Genomic DNA, 23,368 nt, shown 5'->3' with positions numbered 1-23,368 from the left:
TCAGCTCTCCTGCTTTTTGAGAAGCGCGACCGACAGCGCCAACAGCACCGGCACCGCCACGGCCAGTGCGAGAAGCGGCCGGACGAGATCGCCGAAACCCAGGCCCTTGGAGAAGACGCCACGGCAGATGGTGACGAAATGGGTGGTCGGGAAAATGGCGCCGACGAATGCTCCGGCCCCCTCGAGCGACGATACCGGATTGATCAGCCCGGAAAATTGCACCGCCGGCAGGATGGTGCCGATCGCCGTGGCGAACATCGCGGCGATCTGGCTGCGCATAAAGATCGAGAAGAGCAGTCCGATCGCCGTCGCGGACAGCGTGTAGAGCAAGGCCCCCACCGTCATGGCCAGCACGCTGCCGGTGATCGGCACGCGGAACACCAGCACCGCCAGCAACACCAGAAGGACATAGTTCAGCATGGCGAGCGCGACATAGGGAAGCTGCTTGCCGAGCAGGAATTCGATCCGCGTTATCGGCGTGACATAGAAGTTGATGATCGAGCCGAGTTCCTTCTCCCGCACGACGCTGAGCGCCGTCAGCATCGCGGGGAACAGCAGCAGCAGGACGGGAATGACCGCAGGTGCGATCGCCACCAGGCTCTTGACGTCGGGATTATAGCGATAGCGGGTCTCGATGGTGATGAGGCCCGCCGATGGCCGAACGCCCAGTTCCTGCGTCGCCGTCTCGCTCAGCCACTGAGCGTGCAACGCCTGGATATAGCCCTGCACGGTCTCGGCGCGCTGCGGCATCGCGCCGTCGATCCACACGCCGACCTGGACAGGATCGCCACGCCTCAGATCGCGGGCGAAGTTGGGCGGGATCTCGATCGCAAGACTGAGTTCGCCGGAGCGCATGCGCCTGTCGAGCTGGGCGTAATCGGTGATCGGCGGGCGTTCGATGAAATAGCGCGAGCCGGCCAGGTTGAGCGCATAGTTCTGGCTCGTTGTGGTTCCGTCGCGGTCGAGGATCGCGAAGGGCAGATCCTCCACGTCCATGCTGATGCCGTACCCCATGATGAACATGAGCAGCACGCTCCCCAAAAGGGCGAGCGTCGCGCGGATCGGATCGCGACGAAGCTCCAGCGCCTCGCGCCGGCTGTAGCTCATCATGCGCCGGCGGCTGAAGGCGCGGGAGAAGGACGAAGCGGGCTGGTCCTTTGTCTCGACGGCCGGTGCGGCGGCCGCCGTTCCCGTCTCTGCGCTTTCGTCTATGCCCGCCGCGTCCTCCAGATAGCTGATGAATGCGTCCTCGAGGCTTTTGCTGCCGCGCTTCTCGACGATCGCCGCCGGCGTATCGCTGACCAGCACCTTGCCCGCGTGCATCAGCGAGATGCGGTCGCAGCGCTCGGCCTCGTTCATGAAGTGGGTCGAGATGAAGATCGTCACCTTGTCGTTGCGGGACAGGTCGATCATCATTTGCCAGAACTGGTCGCGCGCGATCGGATCGACGCCCGAGGTCGGCTCGTCGAGGATCAGCATCTCGGGCTTGTGGATCATCGCGACCGAGAGGCTCAGGCGCTGCCGCTGGCCGAGCGGGAGCGCGTCCGGCAGCGCATCCATGATCTCGGTCAGGCCGAAGCGTCCGGCCATCTCCTCGATCCGCGCGGGAATTTGGGCGGCGGGGACGTGGAAAAGCTGCGCATGCAGTTCGAGGTTCTGCCGGACGGTGAGCTCGGAATAGAGCGAGAAGGCCTGGGACATGTAGCCGACGCGCCGGCGGGTCGCCATGTCGTCATTCTCGACCTCGCGCCCGAACAGCCACGCCTGACCCTCGCTCGCCTTGAGCAGGCCGGTCAGCATCTTCATCGTCGTCGACTTGCCGCAGCCGTTGGAGCCGAGGAAGCCGAAGATCTCGCCCCGCTCGATCCGAAAGTCGACATGATCGACCGCGGTGAATTCGCCGAAGCGCATGGTCAGTCCCTTGGCCTCGATGGCGATCTCGGCCTCGCGTCCGTCGCTGCGCGGCGGGATCGTCACGGCCTTGTGACCGCGTCGACGCTCCTCGGGCAGCAGCGCAATGAAGGCCTGCTCCAGCGTCGTGGTATTGGTCCGCTCGTAAAACTGCTGCGCCGTTCCCGTCGCGAGGATCCGTCCCGCGTCCATCGCCACCAGCCAGTCGAACCGCGCGGCCTCCTCCATATAGGCGGTGGCGACCAGCACGCTCATGCCGGGCCGTCCGGCGCGGATGCGATCGATCAGGTCCCAGAACTGCGCGCGTGAGAGCGGATCGACGCCCGTGGTCGGCTCGTCGAGCAGCAGGAAATCAGGATCGTGAATCAGCGCGCAGCACAGCCCCAGCTTCTGCTTCATGCCGCCCGACAGCTTGCCGGCGGGACGATCGCGAAACTCGGCAAGTCCGGTGCTATCGAGAAGATCGGCGATCCGCCGGTCGCGCTCGTCCGCGTCCTGGCCGAAGAGACGGCCGAAGAACTCCAGATTCTCGGCTATCGACAAGGTGGGATAGAGATTCTTGCCGAGTCCCTGCGGCATGTAGGCGATCCGCGGGCACACCAGCTCGCGGTGCCCCCTGTCGCTCATGTCGCCGCCCAGCACCTCGACCCGCCCCTTCTGGATGACCCGGGCGCCCGCGACGAGCGAGAACAGCGTGGACTTGCCGACCCCGTCGGGGCCGATCAAGGCGACCATGCGCCCGGCCGGGATCTCCAGGTCGACGTCGTCGAGCGCCAGCGTCTTGCCATAATGGATGCCGACCCCGGAAAGGCGCGCCGCCGGTTCCGGCGAGGCGCTCTCCGTCGTGCCGCTCGCAGTCATCGCGATACGTTGACGGTCAGCTTCGCCGGCCATTGCGCCTCGCGGTCGGTCCGGACATAGGCCATGCCGGGGAGCCCGGTCTTGACCTGGGTGATGTGGCGTTCGAGCAAGGCGGGATCGATCCGCGCCTTGACGCGGAACATCAGCTTCTGCCGCTCGCTGGCCGTCTCGACCGTCTTGGGCGTGAACTGGGCGACATCGGCCACGAACGAGACCCTGGCCGGTACGACGTAATCGGGCGCGGCATCGAGCACGATCCGGACCTCGCTTCCCAGCGCCACGCGCCCCGCCACCGTCTCGGGCAGGAAGAAGGTCATGTACACGTCGCCGAGGTTGACGAGATTGAGCACCCGCCCGCCGCCCGCGACGACCTCGCCTGGTTGAGCCACGCGATACTGAACACGCCCAGCCACTGGCGCGCGCAGGTCGCTGTCGCGGATATCCGCCTCGATCCGTTCGATCGTCGCGCGCGCGGCGTCGACGTTCGACCGCGCGCCGATCACCTGGCTGCGCGCGGTGCCGATGGCCGCGTCGACCGCCGCCATCTGCGCGCGCGCCGCCTCGACCGCCGCCGTCGCGCCCTCGACCTGCGCCTGATCGTCGTCGCGTTCCTGAACCGCGGTCGCCCCCTCGCGCGCCAACGTTTCCGAGCGGGCGAGCCGCTTGCGGGCGGCGTTGAGTTCGGCCTCGCGCTGCCGGACGGCGGCAAGCGCCGCCGCGCGTTCGCTCTGGCGCTGCGCCACCTGGCTCTGCGCGATCTGGATGGCATTGAGAGCCTGGGCGAGTTGAGCCTGAGCCTCGGAGCGCTGGGCGTTGAGGACGTCGACGTCCATATGCGCGACGACCTGGCCTGCCTTCACGAAGTCGCCCTCATCGGCGACGATGTCGCGGATGCGTCCCGGGGTCTTGGCCGACACGTCGATCTCGATCGCCTCGATCCGTCCGTTGCCCCCGACAATGCCCTCCGGAAGATCGGCGGGCCTGAGCAGCAGCCACAGGATGAGGCCGACCGCAACAGCCGTCGCGGCGATGCCGCCCCTTATGATCCATTTCTTCTGAGGGGTCGTCATTGTGCTCGATTCCCGGGAGCTGCGTTGATGTCGAAGGCAGGGTTCTGGACGAAGCCGCCGCCCAGCGCCGCATAGAGGGCGACGGCGCTCGCGAGATGGGCCCGCCGAAGCTCGACCAGCGCCTGCTCGGTGTCGAACAGGTCGCGCTGCGCGTCGAGAACCTCGAGATAGGCCGAGCGGCCGTTGTCGAAGCGCAGCTGCGCGAGCCGCGCGCGTTCGCGCAACGCCGCAAGCATGGTCCGCGTCGTCTCGATCTGGAGGCCGAGTTGCCGGCGCCGGACGAGTGCGTCGGAGACGTCACGAAATGCTGCCTGCACCGTCCGCTCATAATCTGCGACGGCGATCACCTGACGGGCTTTGGCCACGTCGAGGTTACCCTTGAGGCGTCCGGCATTGAACAAGGGGAGGCTCAAGGTCGGCGTGAAATTCCAGGACAGGCTTCCATCCTTGAACAAGCCGTCCAGGTCGCTGCTCGCGGTGCCGAAGGCGCCTGTCAGGCTGATATTGGGAAAGAAAGCGGCGCGCGCGGCGCCGATATTCGCTTCGGCTGCGCGCAGGGAATATTCGGCCGCCACGATGTCGGGTCGATTGGTGAGAAGCGCCGACGGCAGGCCCGTGGGCAGCGCCACCTCGGGCGCGGCTTCCGCGAGGCGGAGCGGCCCGGGCGGGATGTCGACGGGCCGCCCGACCAGCAGCGCCAGGGCGTTGCGGTTGACCGCGCGATCCTGATCGAGCGCCTGCAGCGCCGCCTGGGCCTGCGCCAGCAGGGTCTGCGCCTGCGTCATCTCGAGCTTCGAACCTGACCCGACCTCGTAGCGCCGTCGCATGATTCGGAGCGCGTCCTCGCGGGTCTTGATCGTCCGGACCGCCAGTTCGGCGCGCTCCTCATATTCGCGCTCGAGAAGATAGCCGTTGGCAACCTGGGCGACGAGGTCGGTGGCGACCGCGCGTCGCGCCTCTTCCGTCGCCAGATATTGCGCCCGCGCCGCCTCGTTGAGATTGCGCAGGCGGCCCCAGAAGTCGATTTCCCAACCGGCGCTCAGCTGGGCGTAGATCTGGTTTCCCGTGACCGCCTGCCCGAACCCCGACAGATCGGCCGGGGTTCGTCCCCGCGTTCCGGTCGCGACCGCGTCCAGCTCCGGATAGAGCGCCGACCCCTGGATCCGCCATGCCGCCCGAGCCTCGGCGACGCGTCCGGAAGCGACCCGGATGTCGCGGTTGTTATCGAGCGCTGCCGCGATGAGCGCGCGCAGCTGTTCCTCGCGGAAGAAATCGTACCAGCCGACCTGGGCGACGGAGAGCCCGGCGGCGGGCGCGGCGGCATAGGCCTGCGGCACGGGCTGCGGCGGGCGGACATGCGCAGGGGCGAACGAGCAGCCGGCCAGAAGCATCGGCAGGGCCGCGAGAACGGGCGTGAAGACGCCGCCACGCCGCGCGATCCTTGTGATCGTCAGATCCGCCATGTTGCTTCGCCGGTCCCCGCTTCGATTCAAGAGCACCGGCTCCCGCCCAAGAGCGGGCGGAAGCCGGTTCATGTCTTACGTGAGGGCTCAGGCCGCTTGAGGGACCTTTGCGGGCGAGCGCGCCGGCTCGCTGGGCTTCGCGGGCTCGGTCGCCGCTGTCTTGGCCAGTGGCCGGAACCACGCCTGGAGGGTATCGGTCAGTTGCTGCTGGTTGGTTGCCTGCGAGAGCAGGTCCTTCCAGCTACCCTGCCACTCGTCGATCGCAGCCTTGAACTTGGTTGCCGCCACCTCGCGGCTCTTTTCCGCCTCGTTGAACATGCTGGTGACCGCTTCGCTCTTCAAGCTGGGGACCGTTCCGGGCTTCAGCTCCTTCAGCTGATCGACGAAGAGGGCGGCTGCCTTGCTGCCGATCTGCGCGCATTCCTCGCCGCCGGCCCGGGCAATCTCGGCGAATTTGAGCGCTAGCTCGCCATTGGCCCTGGCAAGGGCAGTGATCTGGTCGAGGGGATAGCTCATGAATCGGTCCTTTCGAAATAAGGCTTGGGGGACGAACAGCATCCTTTACAATGCTGCGCCGCGATATGAGGGAATGCCCGTAGGAATGGCGCGAACCCGCGGGAAGGTTCAGCCAGTGGCGATATATTGACCTCCGTTGATGGTGAGCACCGAACCCGTGCAGAACGCTGCTTTTGGCGAAGCAAGATAGGATACGGCCTGCGCGATTTCGTCGGGCTCGCCGAGACGGCCCACCGGAATGCTGGCGATGATTCCGTCGCGCACCTCCTCCTTGACCGCCGCGACCATATCCGTGTCGATATAGCCGGGGCAGACGGCATTGACGGTGATGTTCCGCGAGGCATTTTCCTGGGCGAGTGCTTTGGTGAAGCCGATCACACCGGCTTTGGCCGCGGAATAGTTGACCTGCCCGACCTGGCCCTTCTGACCATTGATCGATGAGATGTTGATGATCCGGCCGAAGCGTCGCTCGCGCATGCCCTCAATGATCGCGCGGGTCATCGTGAACATCGAGTCGAGATTGGTCGCCAGCACCGCGCGCCACTGGTCCCAACTCATCTTGTGGAATAATCCGTCTCGGGCGATGCCTGCATTGTTGACAAGAACGGACACGGGTCCGAGCTGTTTTTCGACGAGGGCGACGCCTTGGCGACAGGCGGTCTCGTCGGCGACGTCCCATTTGAACACCGGGATCCCGGTGTCGTGCCTGAACTCGGCGGCAGCGTCGTCATCGCCATGGTAGATGGCGGCTACCTCGCGGCCCTCCGACTTCAACGAGCGGGCAATGGCCGCGCCGATCCCGCGCGTGCCACCGGTAACGAGTGCAATATCCGTCATGGTCGTCCGGTCCCGTTTCTGCCTCAGCTACGCTGCGACGTGTCCCTTACAGAGCCTCCCCCGGACAATGCGTATGTATACTTATCGGTTTTGTTATTATCGCCTTGCATTCGAGGAGCAAGTCCGGAGGCCAAGGCGGAATGCAGATGGCCTCGTTGAAGGCGACGTCATGACGCGAGTGAAATCTTCAGGAAGGACGAGGCGTCTGCCGCCGCGCGACCCCAAGGGCGGTCGGCCAAGGCAGGATGTCGCGGCGCGGTTGGGCACGCATATCCTCGACGTCGCTCTCGAACAGTTCGTCGCCCATGGCGTCGAAGGCGCCAGCATGGAAGGGATAGCGGCTGCCGCCAACGTTTCGAAGCGGACGCTCTACGCGCGCTTCGGCGCAAAGGCGCGCTTGCTCGTCTCGGCCGTGGAACACGGAATCGCGCATCATCTCCGGCCGATCGCGTCGAACATTCCGGCCGGCTCGGCGCGGGACAAGCTGCTCCATGTCGGCAGAAAAATTCTCGATTCGTCGCTCAAACGCGAGGTGATCGGCCTGGAGTCCCTTGTCAATTGTGTTGCCGACCATGAATCGGAAGTCGGTCAGGCGAAGCCCTCGATGGGTGCGAAGGCAGGAATTGCGATCATCCAGTCCATTCTTGAAGAGGCCTGCGGCACACGCGCACGCGAGAGCGACACGGACCTGCCGTTCCTGGCGGCTTTCCTTTTCGATGCGCTCGTCACAAGCCCGCGGCATCGCATTCTCCAGCGCCGCGAACTGGAAAACACCGCGCAAGCCAAGTCGGATTATCTCGAGCGCACGATGGAATTGATTGCCGATGGAATGCCCTTCCTCGGCAGGTGTTCGCCCGATTAGACTGCGCGCCGCCCATCTCATAGCGGCGGCCCCTTTGTGCGAAGAACACGGCCATCATGGTCGATCGCCCGCTTCCGGCTCAGGTGACGCTCTCCAGGAGCAGCGCCACGCCCTGCCCGCCTCCGATGCAGAGCGTGACGAGCCCGCGCCGCAGTCCGTCGCGGCGCATCGACTGGAGCAGCCGCGTGGTCAGCACGGCGCCCGTCGCACCGATCGGATGTCCATGGGCAATGGCGCCACCTTCGACGTTGACGATATCTTCGGGCAGGCCCAGCTCGCGGATGACGGCGATCGCGATCGCGGCGAAGGCTTCGTTGATCTCGACCCGTTCGAGGTCCGATATCGACCAGCCCGCACGGGCAAGCGCCTGGCGCGCGGCGGGGACCGGGCCGAGACCGAACAGGCCCGGCGCTACCGCGCCCACGCCGAACGCGACCAGACGCCCCAGGGGAGCGGCACCATTCCGGCCGGCCCAGTCCTCGCTTGCGACGATCATCGCCGCCGCGCCGGTATTGAGCCCTGGGGCGTTGCCCGCAGTGATTGTTCCTTCCGGGCGAAAGGCGGGCTTGAGGTGGGCGAGGCTTTCGGGCGTCGCGTCCGGCCGATTCTGCTCGTCCCGCGAGAAGATGGTCGGTCCTTTTCGTCCTGGAATTTCGACCGCCACGATCTCGCTGTCGAACTTGCCCGCCGCCTGGGCGGCGCCGAACCGCTGTTGTGATCGCACGGCCCAGGCGTCCTGGGCCTCGCGCGAAATCTGGAATTTCGTCACGAGATCCTCGGTCACCCAGCCCGAATGCTGGTCGACGAACGCGTCGTTGAGGCCGTCATGGAGCATGCTGTCGAACAGCTTGCCGTCTCCCATCCGGTAGCCCCAGCGGCCCTTCTCGATGAGGTACGGCGCCTGATCCATATTCTCCATCCCGCCAGCGACGGCGGCATTGGTCAGGCCCAGCATGACCTCCTGCGCAGCGGTGGCGATCGCCTGGGCACCGGAGCCGCAGACCCGGTTGACGGTCATCGCCGGCACAGTGTCGGGGATCCCGCCGCCGATCGCCGCCTGCCGCGCCGGGTTCATCTTCGCGCCGGCCTGCACCACCTGGCCCATGACAACCGTATCGATCGCGTCCCCGGTCACGCCGGCGCGCTTCAGCGTCTCCGCGATCGCGATACTGCCGAGCCTCGGCGCGGCCATGTCCTTGAGGCTGCCGCCATAGCTCCCGATCGCGGTTCGCACGGGCGCGCAGAGAACGACATTCGTGGTCATGATCTTTTCCTCCATTCGGCCGCTTCAGGCCATGTATTTGCCGCCGTTGATCGAAAGCGTGGCGCCGGTGACGAAACCGGCTTCGTCCTCGACCAGGAAGAGGACGCCCCGAGCGATCTCCTCGGGCGCGCCGAGACGTCCGACGGGAACGGCGGCCAGAACATTCTTCATCGCCTCTGCCGGGACTGCGGCGACCATCGCGGTGTCGGTATAGCCCGGCGCGATCGCATTGACCGTGACGTTGCGCGCCGCGCCCTCGAGCGCCAGCGCCTTGGTGAAGCCGATCACGCCCGCCTTGGCCGCCGCATAGTTGGTCTGGCCGAACTGCCCCGACAGGGCGTTGACCGAGCTCACATTGACGATTCTGCCGAAGCGCCGCTCGCGCATGCCCTCGATGACCGCGCGGCACATGTTGAAGCAGCCGCCAAGGTCGACATCGATCACGCTGCGCCATTGCTCTTCCGTCATCTTGTGGAGCGTGCCGTCGCGGGTGATGCCAGCGTTGTTGACAAGGATGTCGACCGGCCCGATCTCCGCAACGATCCTGGCTACGCCGGCCTGGCTCGCGGCAAAATCACCCACGTTCCAGCTGTAGACAGCGACGCCCGTCTCGTCGTGAAAGGCCTGGGCGTCGGCGTCGTTGCCGAAATAATTGGCAATGACGGTGTAGCCATGGGCCTTGAGGAGTCGTGCGGTCGCGGCGCCGATGCCGCTCACGCCGCCGGTGATGAGCGCTATACGAGACATAGGATTTCCTTGCTGCTGGTGCTGGTGGAGGCGGCCTGGAGCGGCGCGGTCACTGCGCGAGATAGCCGCCATCGACGGGATAGTAGCCGCCCGTCATGAACGAGGCACGGTTCGAAAGAAGAAGCGCGACAAGCGCAGCAACCTCCTCGGGCCGGCCGAGTCGGCCGATCGGGTGCTGCTCGATCAGTGAGGGCGACGGCTCGCCCTGTGCCCGGATAAGGGGCGTATCGATGACGGCTGGTCCGACGGCGTTGACGCGGATTGCCTGGCGGGCGTAGTCGACGGCCGCAGTCCGGGTCATGCCGACGACGGCGTGCTTGGCGGCCGTATACGCGATGGTGCCGGGCAGGCCGAGCATGCCGCAGATCGAACTCATGTTGACGATCGCACCGCCGCCCGAGGCGAGCATGGCGGGGATCTGATATCGCATGCCGTAGAAGACGCCGTCCATGTCGACGCTGAGCACGCGCCGCCAATCGGCGAGATCATACTCGCCCGCCGGGGCGGAGATCCCGCCGACGCCCGCATTGTTCACGGCAAGATCGAGCCGGCCGAAGGTCTTCACTGTAAAGGCAACCATCGCCTCGACATCGGCGGGGTTCGCCACGTCCGTCCGCAGCGGAAAGGCCCGACCGTCTCCGATGTCGGTGGCGAGAGAATGCGCGCGGTCAACGTCGAGATCGGCGAGCACAAGCCGCGCGCCGCCGGCGGCCAACTCGCGGGAATTGCTCTCGCCAAGCCCGCTGGCGGCTCCTGTCACGATCGCAATCTTGCCATTGAAGTCGAACATCTTGTCCTCCAGAGCGCGCGGAAGCGCCGCCCGAAAACGGGCATTGTCAGACCGATCGGCACCTCACCCTAGAGTTGTGGATTTCCCGATCCTGGCGGGAACTGCCGTTGATGTGCATCGCGGTAGAGCGGCCCGCCATCGGGAACTCTACTTATGCGTTCAATTCAAGCTCGCGTCGGCGCGCTGATGCGCAAAGCCGGAGGTCGGGCAACCGTGGAAGCAGTGGATCAACCAAACGGATGGGCGATGGACATCCTGCGCCGCGGCGGGCTCGCCCGTCTGCTTTTCATGCTTGCCAAAGATGGACCCCGGACCGCGTTGGCGCGCCATAAGCAAAGAGGCCGCGGCATTCCGGGCAGCAATGATCATCATCGCGATCGATCCAGCTGGTGCGGAGATTCACGTAGCGACATGGCGGCTAGCTTGCAGCAATCTTCTCGGGGAAGGAGGCCTGCCATGAATGATTCCGGCATTTCCTGCCTGCTGGGCCGACGCCGCTCACGCCGAACGCCGGCCCGTGTCACGGCCTGCGCCGAAGCCCGCTCCATTCATCAGCAGTTCGTCAGCAGTCATCCGCCAATCAGGCTCGCCGACGCTCGCGAGCGCCGGCAACTCCGCTGTACAGGCGCGGCCGGCCGCATGGCCGGCTCGCTCCAAGCGCGGGTGCCGGCGGGCCCGCGCGTTCAACGCGACACCATCCCAATGCAACTCTGACTGGAGAAATAATGAGCGAACTCGGCCACGATCTGCACACGCTCTTTCCCGCGCACCGCGAGATCCTTCACGCACTGAAACTGGAAAGCCCGCACTATCGTGAACTGGCTCATCGCCATCACGAGTTGACTCGGCAGATATACCGGATCGAAGGAGGACTGGACGCCACTTCCGATGACCGACTCGAAGACCTGAAAAAGCAGCACCTGAGGCTGCTCGACGAGGTCGCAGAACTGATTGCAGATAAGCTGGACGCGCGATGCCGGATCTGAATCTGATACGCTATCGCCTCACCGACAAGCTCCGCGAGCTGAACGCCAAGGTTGCGCGCATCGAGGAGGAGCAGGGTCAACCGCTCGATGACGACTTCGAAGAGCAGGCGGTCGCCCGCGAGGATGATGAAGCACTGGACGCCGTCGAACAGTCCACGCTGGCTCATATTGCGCTGACGCAACAGGCGCTCGCAAGGCTGGACGCGGGCACGTATGGCCTGTGCACCAACTGCGGGAAGGTCATCGCGGCAGCGCGGCTCGAAGCGCTACCAGCCGCGGCGCAGTGCATCCGGTGCGCAAGCTCGGCGGCGCACGACAGAGTCTGACGGAACGTCCATGCGCCGTATCGAGGACACGAGCTTCACTGTGCTCATCTTGGCCGTATCGCTCGCCTTCGCGTGGGTCGTCCAGCCACTGTTTGGCGCCATTCTCTGGGGCGTCATCGCATCGATCCTCTTCGCGCCGCTGAACGACCGCTTGTTGCTCGCAATGCCGAGGCGCAACAATCTTGCCGCTCTGCTGACACTGCTCGCAATCATGGCGATGGTAATCCTTCCGGCAATCCTGCTTTCCGCTTTCCTTCTTCAGGAGCTGGCAGGCGTATACGCGCGGATGCAGAGCGGAGATGTCGATCCGGGCGCCTATTTCCTGCAATTTCAGGAACGTCTGCCACGATGGGTGAAGTCGCTGCTGACCGGGTTGGGTCTGACGGATTTCGAGGCCGTGCGGGCAAGGCTGACAGCCGGGATCGCCGCGAGCTTCCAGACGCTGACGGCGCGAGCTCTCAGCATCGGCCAGAGCGCCTTTGGCTTCGTCATCGGGCTGGGCGTCATGCTCTACCTGTCGTTCTTTCTCTTGCGCGATGGCAAGCAGGTGGCTGCCCGAGTGGAAGCCGCCATTCCGCTCGATCCGGAGCAGCGCGCGGCACTGTTTGCAAAATTCACTGCGGTCATTCGCGCAACGATCAAGGGCAGCCTCGTGGTCGCGGTCATTCAGGGCGCTATCGGCGGGATCGTTTTCTGGATACTCGGGATCCATAGCGCCTTGCTTTGGGGTGTCCTGATGGCCTTTCTGTCCCTTCTGCCGGCGATCGGGACGGGCATCGTCTGGGTGCCCGTTGCCGTCTATCTGCTCGTGACGGGCGCAGTCTGGGAAGGCATCATTCTCATATTGTGCGGCCTTTTCATTATCGGGCTCGTCGATAATCTCCTGCGCCCGATCCTCGTGGGACGGGATGCGCGCATGCCCGACTATGTCGTCCTGATCTCCACTCTCGGTGGTCTGGAGGTGCTCGGCTTCAACGGCCTGGTGATCGGTCCGGTGACGGCGGCGCTCTTCATCGCAGCATGGGATATCTTCGCGCGCTCACGACTAAAGCCGCAGGCAGGGCCAACATAGGCAATCCGAGTGCCTTGCAATGAGCGACGCAATTGGAGCGGCCGACAGGCGCTGGCCTATGGGGACAGGTTACGGGTAGTTACGCATTCCCTTGGCCCTATTCTGTCGGCCTAGTGCAGTGAGGCGTCGTGCCGCGCGCCCAGCAATGGGTAGTCGTGTTCATTTCGGGCCATGCGGGCCATCGAGCGGTCCTCGAACGCTGTTGTGCTGAGGAAATCTGAACCAGAAGTGACAATCTTTCATACGGACCTAACGATAGCCGGGGATATTGCCGCCATCGCCGGCATCGCGCTTGCGCTTGGCCTCGGGCTGCTGATCGGCGTCCAACGTGGCTGGACATTGCGCCGTGAACCGGCCGGCTCCCGCTTCGCCGGCATCCGGACCTTCGGACTGCTCGGGCTGGCGGGAGGCGTCGCGGGCGCGCTCAGGTCGATCGAGCCCGGCGTGGCGATCATCCTGGTCGCGGCTGCCGCGATGTTGGTTCTGATGGGATATGCGCAGGCCGCATGGCGGGGCGGCCCGGTCAGTGGAACAGCGAGCCTTGCCGGGCTTCTGACGCTAGGCTGCGGATTCCTCGCGAGCAGCCAGCACGAACGCCTCGCGACGATCGTCGCCGTCATAATGACGTTCGTGCTTGCGCTCCGATCTCAGCTTCATGGCTGGATCGAGAGGTTGAGCGAAGTCGAGGTGAGGGCGATCGCCCGCTTCGCTCTGATTTCCCTCGCTATCCTGCCGCTTCTCCCCGACCGCGCTTTTGGTCCCTACGGTGCCTGGAATCCGCAGCAACTGTGGATGGTGGTTGTCCTCGTGTCGGGCTTTTCCTTCGCCGGCTATATGGCGAGCAAGCGCCTCGGCGCCTCGCGCGGGACGCTCGCGACTGCAGCTGCCGGCGCCATGGTCTCGTCGACGGCGGTTACCGCCGCCTTGGCGACCCGGCTGCGCGACCCAGCGGAAAACGGTCCCATTCTCATGGCGGGAATCACCGTCGCCTCCGTCATCATGCTGGCGCGCGTACTGGTGCTGGTGGGCGTCCTGGCTCCGTTCGCGTTGCCGGCGCTAGCGGTGCTGGTTGCGCCCGCGATGCTGGTCAGCGCCCTCGCCACCGTCTGGCTTCTTCGGGCAGCAGCGCGTTTGCCCTCACGGTCCAGCCAGGAGGTTCCTGTTCGCAACCCGTTCAACCTTGCGCCGGCGCTCGGCCTGATGGCGCTGGTAATGGTTTTGTCGCTCGCCTCGCGGTGGGTGCTCGATCGATTTGGTGATGCCGGCTTGGCCACGATCCTCGCCCTGTCGGGGATGGTGGACGTCGATTCCGCCATCATCACGATGGGTGGGTTGCCGAAGGGCGTGCTGGAAGGACCAACTGCGGGCCTCGTTCTGGCCACCCCGGTCATGCTCAACACTCTCGTCAAGGCCGGAGCCACGATCAGCCTCGCCGGAAGGCAGCGAGGCTCGTCCGCCGCCCTGTCCCTGATTGCGAGCGTCGCAGCCAGCATGCTCATGCTGCCTGCGGTGTTGTGATGGCCGGTCGGGAGCGCCTGCTGGGAGCGAAGCTCATGGCCGGGAGATCGCAGGTCTGCGTACCTGCCTGACCGCCGGAGCGACATGAGACCGCGTTGTCGCGGTAGGCGTGAGCGTAGCCGTCCAGGGTGCACTGCGGCCGCCGCGAGAACGTCTCCCATAGGTATAGTCACGCATATTCTGAGTCAGGCGCCGTCGATAGCCTCGTTCCATTGCGATGGAGGCGACCATGAAAAACATTCTTTTGCTGGTTCACGACGACGAGGGGCAGGAAGCCCGACTGCAGGCGGCGCTCGATCTGACACGTGCGCTTGATGGCCATCTGACCTGCATCGACGTCACGCAATCCCCCGTAGTCGCGGGCGACATTTATGCGGGCTTTGGTGAAGCCGTGATGCTGACCGATGAGCGGGAGAACGAGGCGAAGAACAAGGCTGCCCTGACGGAGCGCCTCTCGCGCGAAGATGTTCCCTGGGATTGGGCCGATGCCACCGGTGATATCGCCAGCTGCGTCCTCGAGGCGGCGACGCTCGCCGATCTGATCGTGCTCAATCGGACGCTCGACGCATATCCTCTCCCCGATATGCGTACGATCGCCAGCCGGATAGTGATGCATGCGCGCAAGCCCATCGTCGCTGTCCCCGAGAAGCTGGATCGGTTCAACGCCGTGGGTCGCGCGCTCATCGCCTGGGATGGCCAGGCATCTGCGGCTGACACGATGCGCGTGTGCGTGCCCCTTCTGCGGCTTGCATCCAATGTCCACATTTTCATGGCCCGCGATGGCGCCGAGAAGACCGAACCCACCGAAGCGGCCGAATATCTGTCCCGCCACGGCATCCATGCGAGCGTCAAGATCATCGACGATGGCCTGCACGCGCCTGATGCGCTGATTGCCGAGGAAGCGGCGCTTTGGCAGGCCGACTATGTGCTGATGGGGGCCTATAGCCACGGCCGCCTGCTGGAAGCGTTTGGCGGCGTCACCAAGCGGATGCTGAACAAGAGCAACCTGCCGCTGGTGCTCGGGCACTGAAGAAATCACCCGTGCAAGCCGCGGTCGGCTCAGAATCGGCCGCCGCCGGAATGTCCGCTCACAGCGGCCGATTTGACCGCCATCAAGGAGAGAAGTGCTACCCGCGCGCGGAACTCCCGCCGCCAGATATCTGGGCGGGCGTCTTTCGTGTCCATCGCAGAAGGGAAGCACAGAGTTCCAGTTCTTGCTCTTTCCAAGCGTCCGGGCGGACATGGCGTTCGAGGCGTTTGCGGCCCCTGTTCGCGGAGCGGCGGCGACGCAGCCGCGCGAGCACGCCCCGGATGAGCCGCACGCCGGGAGTTCGAGACGGGGCAGTGCAATTACGTAGTGCGCGCGCGTGCACGCAAAGCGATGATGGGACACCGCCGATCCAGGAGCCTTCTGCATGACCAGCCCTGCCGCAGCGCCATCGCCCCCCGATCCGCTGGATGGCCTCGCTGAGACATTCGACCGCGCCGCGGTCGCCGCCATTGCTCAGCTGACGTCCGGGCTTTCGCCCGCGACCATCGTCCAGGCTTTCTCCGACTGGGGGATCCACCTCGCCATTTCGCCCGGGAAGACCCTGCTGCTCGGCGCGAAGATCGCCCGTAAATATGCGCGACTCTTCGATTATGCCCTCCGCAGCACCGGCGACGCTGAGGCCCCGCTCGCGATCGAGCCCTTGCCGCAGGACCGCCGATTTTCCGATCCGGCCTGGAACGAGGCACCGTTTAATTTCATCAGCCAGTCCTTCCTGCTCAGCCAGCAATGGTGGCATGCGGCGACCACGGACGTGCACGGCGTCACCAGGCATCATGAAGCGATGGTCGAGTTCGCCACGCGACAGATGCTCGACATGCTTGCGCCCTCCAACTTCCTTGCCACCAATCCGGTCCTGCAAAGGAAGATCCTGGAAACCGGCGGCCAATGTCTCGTCGAGGGCTTCAAGCATCTGCTCGAGGATATCCAGCACACCGTGCGGGGCCTGCCGGATGTTGGCGCCGAGCAGTTCCGGGTCGGCGACAATGTCGCGACCGCCAAAGGCAAGGTCGTCTATCGCAACCAGCTGATCGAGCTCATCCAGTATGAGGCGACGACCGAGAAGGTGCGGCCAGAGCCGGTGCTGATCGTGCCGGCCTGGATCATGAAATACTACATCCTGGACCTGTCTCCGGAGAATTCTCTGGTGAGATGGCTGACAGGCCAAGGCTATAGCGTGTTCATGATCTCCTGGCACAATCCCGGCAGCGCCGACCGCGACCTGGACATGGAAGCGTATAGAAGAATGGGGCCGATGGCCGCGCTCGAAGCAGTCACTGCGATCACCGGCGCCTCCGCGATCCATTCGGTCGGCTATTGCCTCGGCGGCACGCTGCTTTCGATCGTGGCGGCTGCGATGGCGCGCGACGGCGACGACCGCCTCGCCAGCGTCACCCTGTTCGCCGCCCAGAGCGAGTTCAGCGAGCCCGGCGAGCTCGGCCTGTTCATCGACGAGGCGCAGTTGAACTTGCTCGACAGCATGATGTGGAGCCGCGGCTATCTCGACAGCAGCCAGATGGGTGGCGCCTTCCAGATCCTCAGGTCCAACGACCTGGTGTGGTCGCGCGTGCTCGGCACCTATCTGATGGGCGAACGCGAGCCGATGAACGACCTCATGGCCTGGAACGCCGACGGCACGCGCATGCCCTACGCGATGCACAGCCAGTATCTGCGGCGCCTGTTCCTCGACGACGATCTTGCCGAGGGCCGGTACAAGGTCGAGGGAAGGACGATCAGCCTCTCGGCGATCCGCAAGCCGCTGTTCGTGGTCGGCACCGAACGCTATCATGTCGCGCCCTGGCGTTCGGTGCACAAGATCCATCTGCTGACCGGCGCGGAGATCACTTTCGTGCTGACGAGCGGCGGCCACAATGCCGGCATCGTCTCGGAACCCGGTCACAAGGGCCGCCGATACCGAGTGCTCACCCGCGAACCCGACGGCATCTCCTACGACCCGGAGGAATGGTCGGCGCGAGCCGAGCAGAAGCACGGTTCATGGTGGATCGAATGGGGCGAGTGGCTTGACCGCCAGTCCGGCAATCCCGTCGCGCCGCCGCCGATGGGCGCGTCGGACAAGGGTTATGGGCCGATCGCCGACGCGCCCGGGCTCTACGTGCTGGAGCATTGAGCGGTGGCTGACGATGCGATGATCGAGAACAAGACGTTCGACGAGATCCGGATTGGCGATCGCGCGAGCCTCACGCGCAGGTTGGACGAAAAGGACATCCAGCTTTTCGCGCTCGTCTCGGGGGACGTGAACCCGGCAGTGCTCGATTCGGCTTACGCCGCGACCGACATGTTCCGCCACGTGATCGCGCATGGCATGTGGGGCGGCGGCCTGATCTCCGCCGTGCTCGGCACCGAACTGCCGGGACCGGGTGCAATTTATCTGAGCCAATCGCTGCGCTTCACACGGCCGGTCGGTCTGGGCGACACGATCACCGCCTCGGTGACGGTCACCGAAAAGCGGGCCGAACATCATATAGTCGTCCTTGATTGCCGGTGCGCCAACCAGAATGGTGAGGACGTCATTCTCGGGGAGGCCGAGGTCAAGGCGCCGACGCAAAAGGTCCGCCGGCCACGCGCGACGCTTCCCGATGTGCGCCTTTCCGACCACGACCGCTATCGTCGGCTGATCGACAAGACAGCCGGGGGCGAGCCGGTCGCGACCGCCGTCGCGCATCCGTGCAGCGCGGCGGCGCTCCTCGCCGCGATCGAGGCGGCCGAGGCCAATCTGATCGTTCCGATCCTTGTGGGTCCGGAGGCGAAGATCCGTCAGGCGGCCGAGGAGGCGGGCAAGGACATTTCGTTCCTTCGGCTCGTGGCCGCAGATCACAGCCATGATGCCGCTGCCAAGGCGGTCGCGCTCGTCCGGGCGGGTGAGGCGAAGCTGCTGATGAAGGGGTCGCTCCACACCGACGAATTGATGGGCGCGATCGTGCCTTCCGCCGCCGGCCTCAGAACCGAACGGCGGATCAGCCACGCCTATATCATGGATGTCCCGGGTCATCCGACGCCGCTGATCATCACCGACGCGGCGATCAACATTGCACCGACGCTTGAGGAAAAGGCCGACATCGTTCGCAACGCGATCGACCTCGCTCATGTGATCGAGATCGAGACGCCAAAGGTCGCGATTCTCTCTGCTGTCGAAACGGTCAATTCGGACATGCAGTCCACGCTCCATGCGGCCGCGCTCTGCAAGATGGCTGATCGCGGCCAGATCACAGGCGGCGTGCTCGATGGGCCGCTCGCCTTCGACAATGCGATCAGTGAGGCGGCGGCAAACGAAAAGGGTATTGCCTCGCCCGTCGCCGGCAAGGCGGAGATCCTCATCGTACCCAACCTCGAGGCAGGCAATATGCTCGCCAAGCAGCTGACATTTCTCGGCGGCGCCGACGCTGCGGGGATCGTCCTGGGAGCACGCGTTCCCATCATCCTTACGAGCCGCGCAGACAGCCTGCGCACCCGCCTTGCCTCCTGCGCCGTCGCCGTTCTGATGGCCCGTGCAGCGACCAAGGCGGCGCCCGGGGTCACTCAGGCGGCAAGCGCATGAAGGCGGTCGTCAGCCTCAACTCGGGCTCTTCGAGCATCAAATTCGCGCTCTTCACCATGGACCCGCAAGGCGCGCCGCGCTTCTCTGCCGGAGGCAAGATAGAGGGCATCGGCGTCGCGCCGCATCTTGTCGGGCGGGCGACAGGAGGAGAAGTCCTTGTCGAGCGGTCGTGGAAGGACGGTGCCTCGCTCGGGCACGATGCCCTGCTCGCCGACCTGTTCGAATGGTCGGCGGGCCATCTCGGCGATAACGAGGTGATCGCGATCGGGCATCGGGTCGTTCACGGGGGCACCGAATTCGCGAGCCCTCGCCTGGTCGACGATGCGCTGCTGGAGAAACTCGAGGCGCTCTGTCCGCTCGCCCCGCTCCACCAGCCCCATAATCTCGCCGCGATCCGGGCGATCGCGAAACTCCAGCCCCGCCTGCCACAGGTGGCGTGCTTCGACACTGCCTTCCATCACGACATGCCGGAAATAGCCGCTCGCCTCGCCATACCGCGCGCGCTCCATGACCGGGGCATACGTCGTTATGGCTTTCATGGTCTCTCCTACGAATATATCGCGCGCAGCTTGGCCGAGCTCGACCCGCCGCTCGCCGGCGGCCGGGTCATCGCCGCGCACCTCGGCAACGGCGCCAGCCTCTGCGCGATCCGCGGTGGAAAGAGCGTCGATACGACCATGGGCTTCACCGCGCTCGACGGTCTCATGATGGGCACGCGCTGCGGCAGCATCGATCCCGGCGTCGCGCTCCACCTTGAGACCCAGATCGGGATGAGCCCCGCTCAGGTCGAAGATCTATTTTACAACAAATCGGGTTTGCTCGGCGTGTCCGGAGTCTCGAGCGACATGCGCGCGCTGCACGGCAGCTCGGATCCGCGTGCGGCCGAGGCGGTCGAGCTCTTTGCGTGGCGCGCGGCGCGCGAGGCGGGAGCGCTCATTGCCTCGCTCGAGGGACTGGACGGTTTGGTCTTCACCGCCGGCATCGGTGAAAATGATCCGGTTGTTCGTGCATCGATCTGCGAACGCCTCGCCTGGGCCGGCATCGTGCTCGATCCGGAAAGCAATGCGCGAAATACGCCGGTGATCAGTGCCGGGAACAGCAGGATCGCGGTCCGCGTCATTCCAACCGACGAGGAGCGGATGATCGCAATCCATATGCTGAACGTGCTCAATTCGGGCTCACTTCTTGACGGAAAGGCGAGATCATGACCGGCTCGGCATTTGAATGTGAAACGCGAACAGGCCTACGGCTGTCCGTTCGTCCGGCGGGTCCTGGCGATATCTCCATATTGGATGAACTCTTCCATCATGTGAGCCAGGAGGATCTGCGGTTCCGCTTCCTGAGTGGGATCAACGAAGTGAAACCCGAGCAGCTGCGCGCCATGACCGCCATCGATCACGGAAACCCGGAAAGCTTCATCGCGTTCGACGCCGCAAATGGCAAAGCTGTCGCCACGGCGATGCTTGCCCTCGATGCCGAGGGCAAGCGCGGCGAGGTCGCGATCTCGGTAGACGCCGATTACAAGCGTCGTGGCATCGGTTGGACCTTGCTGTCTTTCGTAGCGGAGCACGCGAGGCAGCGCGGCGTTCAGGTGATCGAGTCCCTCGAAAGCCGCGCCAATCACGAGGCGATCGAAGTGGAACGCGACGTCGGTTTCACGGTGGAGGAGTGCCCCGGAGACCCGACGCTGGTGATCGTAAGGAGGACGCTCGAGATCCCGGCGTCCGGCGGATAATGTGTGAGACAGGACAGGATGCACCGCCCTCGACTGGCGGAGCGTGTCAGCGTCCACGCAAACCGTAGGCAAGCTATACGGAATCGCCTGACGCCGATCATGCACTCGACAATGTCACAGACACGCGATGATCATCCACCGGGCTCTGGCCGAAGCAAGCCACCGGGACGATCTGGCGCGACCGAGCGGACGGCGCCTCGTATGTGATTATCGTACCGCGCTCAGACCGGTCGCTGCTAGTCCGCGAGCTTTCGCAGGCGCAGCGCAAAGATACAGAGGAACACGCCCCGAAAGATAAAGCTCGTACCGATGATGAACGCCAGAAAGATGAGCGCGCTGGCCGGCCCTGCAAAGAACAGGATCACGCCGAGGGCGATGTCGATCAGCCCGAGGAAGACGAGCCAGCCCCGGTGATGTGCTCCTCCCAAGCCGGTTGAAATCTCAAGCGCGCCGCCGACGATCAGCCAGACGGCGATGAACCAGACGAGCGAGAACGCGCCCGCAAAAGGGTGCCACAGGACAAGCAGCCCGAGGGCGAGCGAGAGCAGCCCCAGGACGATGTCGAGCCAACGGCTGCGCCAGCCCTTCCCGGAAAAGCCAGCCGCCAGCCCGAGAACGCCACCACTCAGCAGCACGAAGCCAATAAACAGGCCGGTGGCAAGGCCTGTCGCAAGTGGCTCGAGCAGGGCCACTATTCCGACGATCGCCAGCAGGATGCCGTAGGCGAGGATCCAGCCCCATCCTGTGCCCTGGGCAAGGCCAGGCTCGAGGTTCCAGTTTTTCGCGGCCATCAATATTCTCCCTGTTCGGTCGCCCAAGCCGGGGACATCGCCCGTGACGAGAATGAGCGAGTTGGCGGGCCAGTTCCAGATCTGGTTCCTTGCACGAGGCGGCCAGGCCCCGGCGGCGCGTGCGAGCGTCGGCTTGTGCAATCCGCCGCAGATGCAGCGCCGGACGTTCGATCGGTGGTCCTTCCCTTGCGACAATGGACCGTCTCTAGGGTCGGCACATGGTCGGACGCGATTTTGTTTGCACGGTCGGGCGCCAAGCTGATCGACCGCCATGAGGTCATGGCTCGCGGCAACCTTCGCCTCGGCCGGACGGCCTGCAACGGTCGCCAGACATTCCTCGCGACCGTTGCAAGCTGATATCCCCGCACGGGGATCAGGCGACGACGATATTGTCCTCCACCCGAACGACGCCGGGCGCGGCCCACGCGGCGCGTTCGGCGATCTGGCGCTCGTTCCACGCCTTGACCTTTCCCCCCAGCGTCACCTTGCCGCCGTCGGTAAGCACCGTCACAGTCGCCGCATCGAGGTTGGCCTGGCGCTTGAAGGCGGCGACGATCCGGTCCTTGACATCGTGGGCGGTCGGCACGTGCTGCTTGATCTCGATCTGGTTGCCGACGCCGATCACGCCAGTGATCTTGCCGGCGACCTTGCGGGCTTCGTCGCTCTGATAATACCAGTCGACGGTGCCGGTAAGCGTGACCCAGCCATGCTCGACCTTCACCTTGATCTTGTCGTCCGGGATCGAGACATTCCAGGCGAACATGTCGAGGATGCGCTTGGCAATCTCATGATCCGCCGTCTTCGGATCCGACGCGAAGCGCACCTTGATCTCCTCGGCGATCGCCTTGACGCCGGCCACGCGCCGCGCCGCCTTCTCGGCCGCCAGCTTCTCCGGATAGCTCTTCACATAGCCGGAAAGTGTCACCACGCCGTCGGTCACGGCCACGCCGATATCGGCGTGGTCGACGCTCGGCTCCCAAGTCAGTTCGTCCATGACGTCACGCTGTAGTTGGCTGTCGCTTGTCATTTGCGGTCTCCTTTCGCTTTGAAATCCGCCGCACGCGGGATGTGGCGACGGTGCACGGCTTGTCGACGGCCACCTTGAGGACCATCGGCAAGATCAGGGAAACGACGGTGCCATGGCCCGCGCGGCTGCGAATACGGAAGCGGCCGTGAGCAGCCCGGACGAAATGGCGTACGCGGCCCAGTCCTGTCCCGTTGGCGGCGGGCGCTACGTTCCCTTGGAGCGCGCGATGCAATTCGCACAGAGTGAGGCCGCGGCCGGTATCGGCAATAGCGATCCAGATCCGGTTGTTGATCCCCTTGATGCGGATCCATATCTTACCCGGCGTCACCAGCGATGCGCTTGCGTTTGCCACCAGTTCGAGAATCGCCGCGTCAAAGGCGGCCGCTTCGAACTTCGCTGGCAACCGTTTGCTCGTGCGGTCCAGCACGACCTCCACATGTCGGCCGGCGAGCGCGCGCATCAGTGGCTCAAGACCTGCCAGATGACCGTTTACCTCCAGATCCTCCGTCGCACCGGCACCATCTGAGCGAGCGAGAAGAGTGGTCGTGAGGCGGCCGCCACGCTCTGCGGCGTCTTCGATGGCATCGAGGAGCAAAGCGCGCCGCTCTGTCGTAAGCGGATCATCCAGCATGTGGCGGGCCGATGCCACGACGCTGAACAGATTCCTCAGATCATGGATACCTTCCCGAGCGGAGGTGCCAGGGTCCTGATGACCGGTTCCGATGTGCATCGAGCGCCTCCCTGTCGAACGAGGCGATTGTCTCGGCAAGGGACAGTCCCGGAAATTGGGAATGTTACTTAGATCGCTCGGCGGATCGGGCTGAAGCCATGAAGCATTCGCAGCATTAACCAGAACCGCGGGGCGCCGGCGCCGCGAGCGCTGCAAGCGGTTCTGCATCGTTCGTGGCGAGCCGCATCGGCCGTTCGCCGGCGCTTGGAGGTAACTACGTAAAGACCGGGTTCGTCCCCTCCGATAGTCGCCTGAACG

22 protein-coding genes are annotated in these 23,368 nt (G+C 64.9%); 11 read left to right on the top strand and 11 right to left on the bottom strand.

Annotated features, from left to right (window positions below; all coding sequences use genetic code 11):
- The 5 genes from rbbA to phbB (L3X40_RS02445) all read right to left on the bottom strand — a co-directional run bounded on the left by rbbA (window position 1) and on the right by phbB (L3X40_RS02445) (window position 6,658).
- Complete coding sequence (gene rbbA, locus L3X40_RS02465) at window positions 1-2,772, bottom strand: ribosome-associated ATPase/putative transporter RbbA (RefSeq protein WP_066561634.1); 2,772 nt, start codon at window positions 2,770-2,772, stop codon at window positions 1-3.
- A complete protein-coding gene (locus tag L3X40_RS02460; protein ID WP_066556547.1) occupies window positions 2,769-3,842 on the bottom strand; it encodes an HlyD family secretion protein in 1,074 nt (357 codons plus the stop codon). The genes rbbA and L3X40_RS02460 overlap by 4 nt, the downstream gene beginning before the upstream one ends.
- On the bottom strand, window positions 3,839-5,305 hold the full coding sequence (locus tag L3X40_RS02455) for an efflux transporter outer membrane subunit (protein ID WP_145907251.1): 1,467 nt from the start codon (window positions 5,303-5,305) through the stop codon (window positions 3,839-3,841). Before L3X40_RS02455 ends, L3X40_RS02460 begins: the two co-directional genes overlap by 4 nt.
- 87 nt (window positions 5,306-5,392) lie before the next feature.
- On the bottom strand, window positions 5,393-5,821 hold the full coding sequence (locus L3X40_RS02450) for a hypothetical protein (protein ID WP_145907249.1): 429 nt from the start codon (window positions 5,819-5,821) through the stop codon (window positions 5,393-5,395).
- A 108-nt stretch (window positions 5,822-5,929) separates the two neighbouring features.
- On the bottom strand, window positions 5,930-6,658 hold the full coding sequence (gene phbB, locus L3X40_RS02445) for an acetoacetyl-CoA reductase (protein ID WP_066556542.1): 729 nt from the start codon (window positions 6,656-6,658) through the stop codon (window positions 5,930-5,932).
- 169 nt (window positions 6,659-6,827) lie between these two features.
- On the opposite strand from phbB (L3X40_RS02445), the gene L3X40_RS02440 reads away from it, so the two are divergent.
- Window positions 6,828-7,520, top strand: coding sequence for a TetR/AcrR family transcriptional regulator (locus L3X40_RS02440; RefSeq protein WP_082748827.1), 693 nt, complete (start codon window positions 6,828-6,830; stop codon window positions 7,518-7,520).
- Window positions 7,521-7,599: 79 nt separating this feature from the next.
- Here the strand turns inward: L3X40_RS02440 and L3X40_RS02435 are convergent, their stop codons facing one another.
- Genes L3X40_RS02435 through L3X40_RS02425 form a run of 3 tightly spaced genes read right to left on the bottom strand, consistent with a single transcriptional unit; the run spans window position 7,600 to window position 10,321 of the window.
- Window positions 7,600-8,784 (bottom strand): thiolase family protein, encoded by a 1,185-nt coding sequence (locus L3X40_RS02435; protein ID WP_066561633.1) that lies wholly within the window; start codon window positions 8,782-8,784, stop codon window positions 7,600-7,602.
- Window positions 8,785-8,808: 24 nt separating this feature from the next.
- On the bottom strand, window positions 8,809-9,531 hold the full coding sequence (phbB, locus tag L3X40_RS02430) for an acetoacetyl-CoA reductase (RefSeq protein ID WP_066556539.1): 723 nt from the start codon (window positions 9,529-9,531) through the stop codon (window positions 8,809-8,811).
- Between the two features lie 49 nt (window positions 9,532-9,580).
- Window positions 9,581-10,321: an SDR family NAD(P)-dependent oxidoreductase gene (locus L3X40_RS02425; RefSeq protein ID WP_066556537.1), complete on the bottom strand. Its 741-nt coding sequence runs from the start codon at window positions 10,319-10,321 to the stop codon at window positions 9,581-9,583.
- Window positions 10,322-11,046: 725 nt separating this feature from the next.
- On the opposite strand from L3X40_RS02425, the gene L3X40_RS02420 reads away from it, so the two are divergent.
- From L3X40_RS02420 to L3X40_RS02380, 9 genes are all read left to right on the top strand, one after another.
- Entirely contained in the window at window positions 11,047-11,307 is a 261-nt protein-coding gene (locus tag L3X40_RS02420; RefSeq protein WP_066556533.1) for a YdcH family protein, read from the top strand.
- On the top strand, window positions 11,295-11,633 hold the full coding sequence (locus L3X40_RS02415) for a TraR/DksA family transcriptional regulator (protein ID WP_066556531.1): 339 nt from the start codon (window positions 11,295-11,297) through the stop codon (window positions 11,631-11,633). Before L3X40_RS02420 ends, L3X40_RS02415 begins: the two co-directional genes overlap by 13 nt.
- Before the next feature lie 10 nt (window positions 11,634-11,643).
- The gene (locus tag L3X40_RS02410) at window positions 11,644-12,705 is read left to right on the top strand and encodes an AI-2E family transporter (RefSeq protein WP_066556528.1); all 1,062 of its coding nucleotides are present in this window, start codon (window positions 11,644-11,646) and stop codon (window positions 12,703-12,705) included.
- Window positions 12,706-12,933: 228 nt separating this feature from the next.
- A complete protein-coding gene (locus L3X40_RS02405; RefSeq protein WP_237364204.1) occupies window positions 12,934-14,223 on the top strand; it encodes an MgtC/SapB family protein in 1,290 nt (429 codons plus the stop codon).
- Window positions 14,224-14,452: 229 nt separating this feature from the next.
- Entirely contained in the window at window positions 14,453-15,253 is an 801-nt protein-coding gene (locus L3X40_RS02400; RefSeq protein ID WP_066561628.1) for a universal stress protein, read from the top strand.
- Between the two features lie 385 nt (window positions 15,254-15,638).
- Window positions 15,639-17,399, top strand: coding sequence for a PHA/PHB synthase family protein (locus L3X40_RS02395; protein ID WP_145907246.1), 1,761 nt, complete (start codon window positions 15,639-15,641; stop codon window positions 17,397-17,399).
- Between the two features lie 3 nt (window positions 17,400-17,402).
- A complete protein-coding gene (locus L3X40_RS02390) occupies window positions 17,403-18,827 on the top strand; it encodes a bifunctional enoyl-CoA hydratase/phosphate acetyltransferase (RefSeq protein WP_066556525.1) in 1,425 nt (474 codons plus the stop codon).
- The gene (locus tag L3X40_RS02385) at window positions 18,824-20,035 is read left to right on the top strand and encodes an acetate/propionate family kinase (RefSeq protein ID WP_066556520.1); all 1,212 of its coding nucleotides are present in this window, start codon (window positions 18,824-18,826) and stop codon (window positions 20,033-20,035) included. Before L3X40_RS02390 ends, L3X40_RS02385 begins: the two co-directional genes overlap by 4 nt.
- Window positions 20,036-20,115: 80 nt before the next feature.
- Entirely contained in the window at window positions 20,116-20,562 is a 447-nt protein-coding gene (locus tag L3X40_RS02380) for a GNAT family N-acetyltransferase (protein WP_237364203.1), read from the top strand.
- 236 nt (window positions 20,563-20,798) lie between these two features.
- Here the strand turns inward: L3X40_RS02380 and L3X40_RS02375 are convergent, their stop codons facing one another.
- Window positions 20,799-21,353, bottom strand: a complete 555-nt coding sequence (locus L3X40_RS02375; protein ID WP_066556514.1) for an HdeD family acid-resistance protein — start codon at window positions 21,351-21,353, stop codon at window positions 20,799-20,801.
- 135 nt (window positions 21,354-21,488) lie between these two features.
- On the opposite strand from L3X40_RS02375, the gene L3X40_RS02370 reads away from it, so the two are divergent.
- Window positions 21,489-21,710: a hypothetical protein gene (locus L3X40_RS02370; protein WP_237364201.1), complete on the top strand. Its 222-nt coding sequence runs from the start codon at window positions 21,489-21,491 to the stop codon at window positions 21,708-21,710.
- A gap of 16 nt (window positions 21,711-21,726) precedes the next feature.
- Here L3X40_RS02370 and L3X40_RS02365 read toward each other — a convergent pair whose 3' ends face one another.
- Together L3X40_RS02365 and L3X40_RS02360 are read right to left on the bottom strand one after the other, a co-directional pair.
- Complete coding sequence (locus tag L3X40_RS02365; RefSeq protein ID WP_066556506.1) at window positions 21,727-22,380, bottom strand: BON domain-containing protein; 654 nt, start codon at window positions 22,378-22,380, stop codon at window positions 21,727-21,729.
- Window positions 22,352-23,110 (bottom strand): sensor histidine kinase, encoded by a 759-nt coding sequence (locus tag L3X40_RS02360; RefSeq protein ID WP_066556502.1) that lies wholly within the window; start codon window positions 23,108-23,110, stop codon window positions 22,352-22,354. Before L3X40_RS02360 ends, L3X40_RS02365 begins: the two co-directional genes overlap by 29 nt.
- Window positions 23,111-23,368 lie beyond the last annotated feature (258 nt).

The organism is Rhizorhapis sp. SPR117, from assembly GCF_021742065.1.
This window is presented reverse-complemented; position numbering and strand designations above follow the sequence as displayed.

Coding starts and splice junctions, on each gene's coding strand:
- L3X40_RS02365 (WP_066556506.1), bottom strand. CDS start 22,380: ATGACAAGCGACAGCCAACTACAGCGTGACGTCATGGACGAACTGACT.
- L3X40_RS02425 (WP_066556537.1), bottom strand. CDS start 10,321: ATGTTCGACTTCAATGGCAAGATTGCGATCGTGACAGGAGCCGCCAGC.
- L3X40_RS02435 (WP_066561633.1), bottom strand. CDS start 8,784: ATGACCACGAATGTCGTTCTCTGCGCGCCCGTGCGAACCGCGATCGGG.
- L3X40_RS02420 (WP_066556533.1), top strand. CDS start 11,047: ATGAGCGAACTCGGCCACGATCTGCACACGCTCTTTCCCGCGCACCGC.
- L3X40_RS02400 (WP_066561628.1), top strand. CDS start 14,453: ATGAAAAACATTCTTTTGCTGGTTCACGACGACGAGGGGCAGGAAGCC.
- L3X40_RS02460 (WP_066556547.1), bottom strand. CDS start 3,842: ATGACGACCCCTCAGAAGAAATGGATCATAAGGGGCGGCATCGCCGCG.
- L3X40_RS02415 (WP_066556531.1), top strand. CDS start 11,295: ATGCCGGATCTGAATCTGATACGCTATCGCCTCACCGACAAGCTCCGC.
- L3X40_RS02455 (WP_145907251.1), bottom strand. CDS start 5,305: ATGGCGGATCTGACGATCACAAGGATCGCGCGGCGTGGCGGCGTCTTC.
- L3X40_RS02395 (WP_145907246.1), top strand. CDS start 15,639: ATGACCAGCCCTGCCGCAGCGCCATCGCCCCCCGATCCGCTGGATGGC.
- phbB (WP_066556539.1), bottom strand. CDS start 9,531: ATGTCTCGTATAGCGCTCATCACCGGCGGCGTGAGCGGCATCGGCGCC.
- phbB (WP_066556542.1), bottom strand. CDS start 6,658: ATGACGGATATTGCACTCGTTACCGGTGGCACGCGCGGGATCGGCGCG.
- L3X40_RS02385 (WP_066556520.1), top strand. CDS start 18,824: ATGAAGGCGGTCGTCAGCCTCAACTCGGGCTCTTCGAGCATCAAATTC.
- L3X40_RS02410 (WP_066556528.1), top strand. CDS start 11,644: ATGCGCCGTATCGAGGACACGAGCTTCACTGTGCTCATCTTGGCCGTA.
- L3X40_RS02440 (WP_082748827.1), top strand. CDS start 6,828: ATGACGCGAGTGAAATCTTCAGGAAGGACGAGGCGTCTGCCGCCGCGC.
- rbbA (WP_066561634.1), bottom strand. CDS start 2,772: ATGACTGCGAGCGGCACGACGGAGAGCGCCTCGCCGGAACCGGCGGCG.
- L3X40_RS02450 (WP_145907249.1), bottom strand. CDS start 5,821: ATGAGCTATCCCCTCGACCAGATCACTGCCCTTGCCAGGGCCAATGGC.
- L3X40_RS02375 (WP_066556514.1), bottom strand. CDS start 21,353: ATGGCCGCGAAAAACTGGAACCTCGAGCCTGGCCTTGCCCAGGGCACA.
- L3X40_RS02360 (WP_066556502.1), bottom strand. CDS start 23,110: ATGCACATCGGAACCGGTCATCAGGACCCTGGCACCTCCGCTCGGGAA.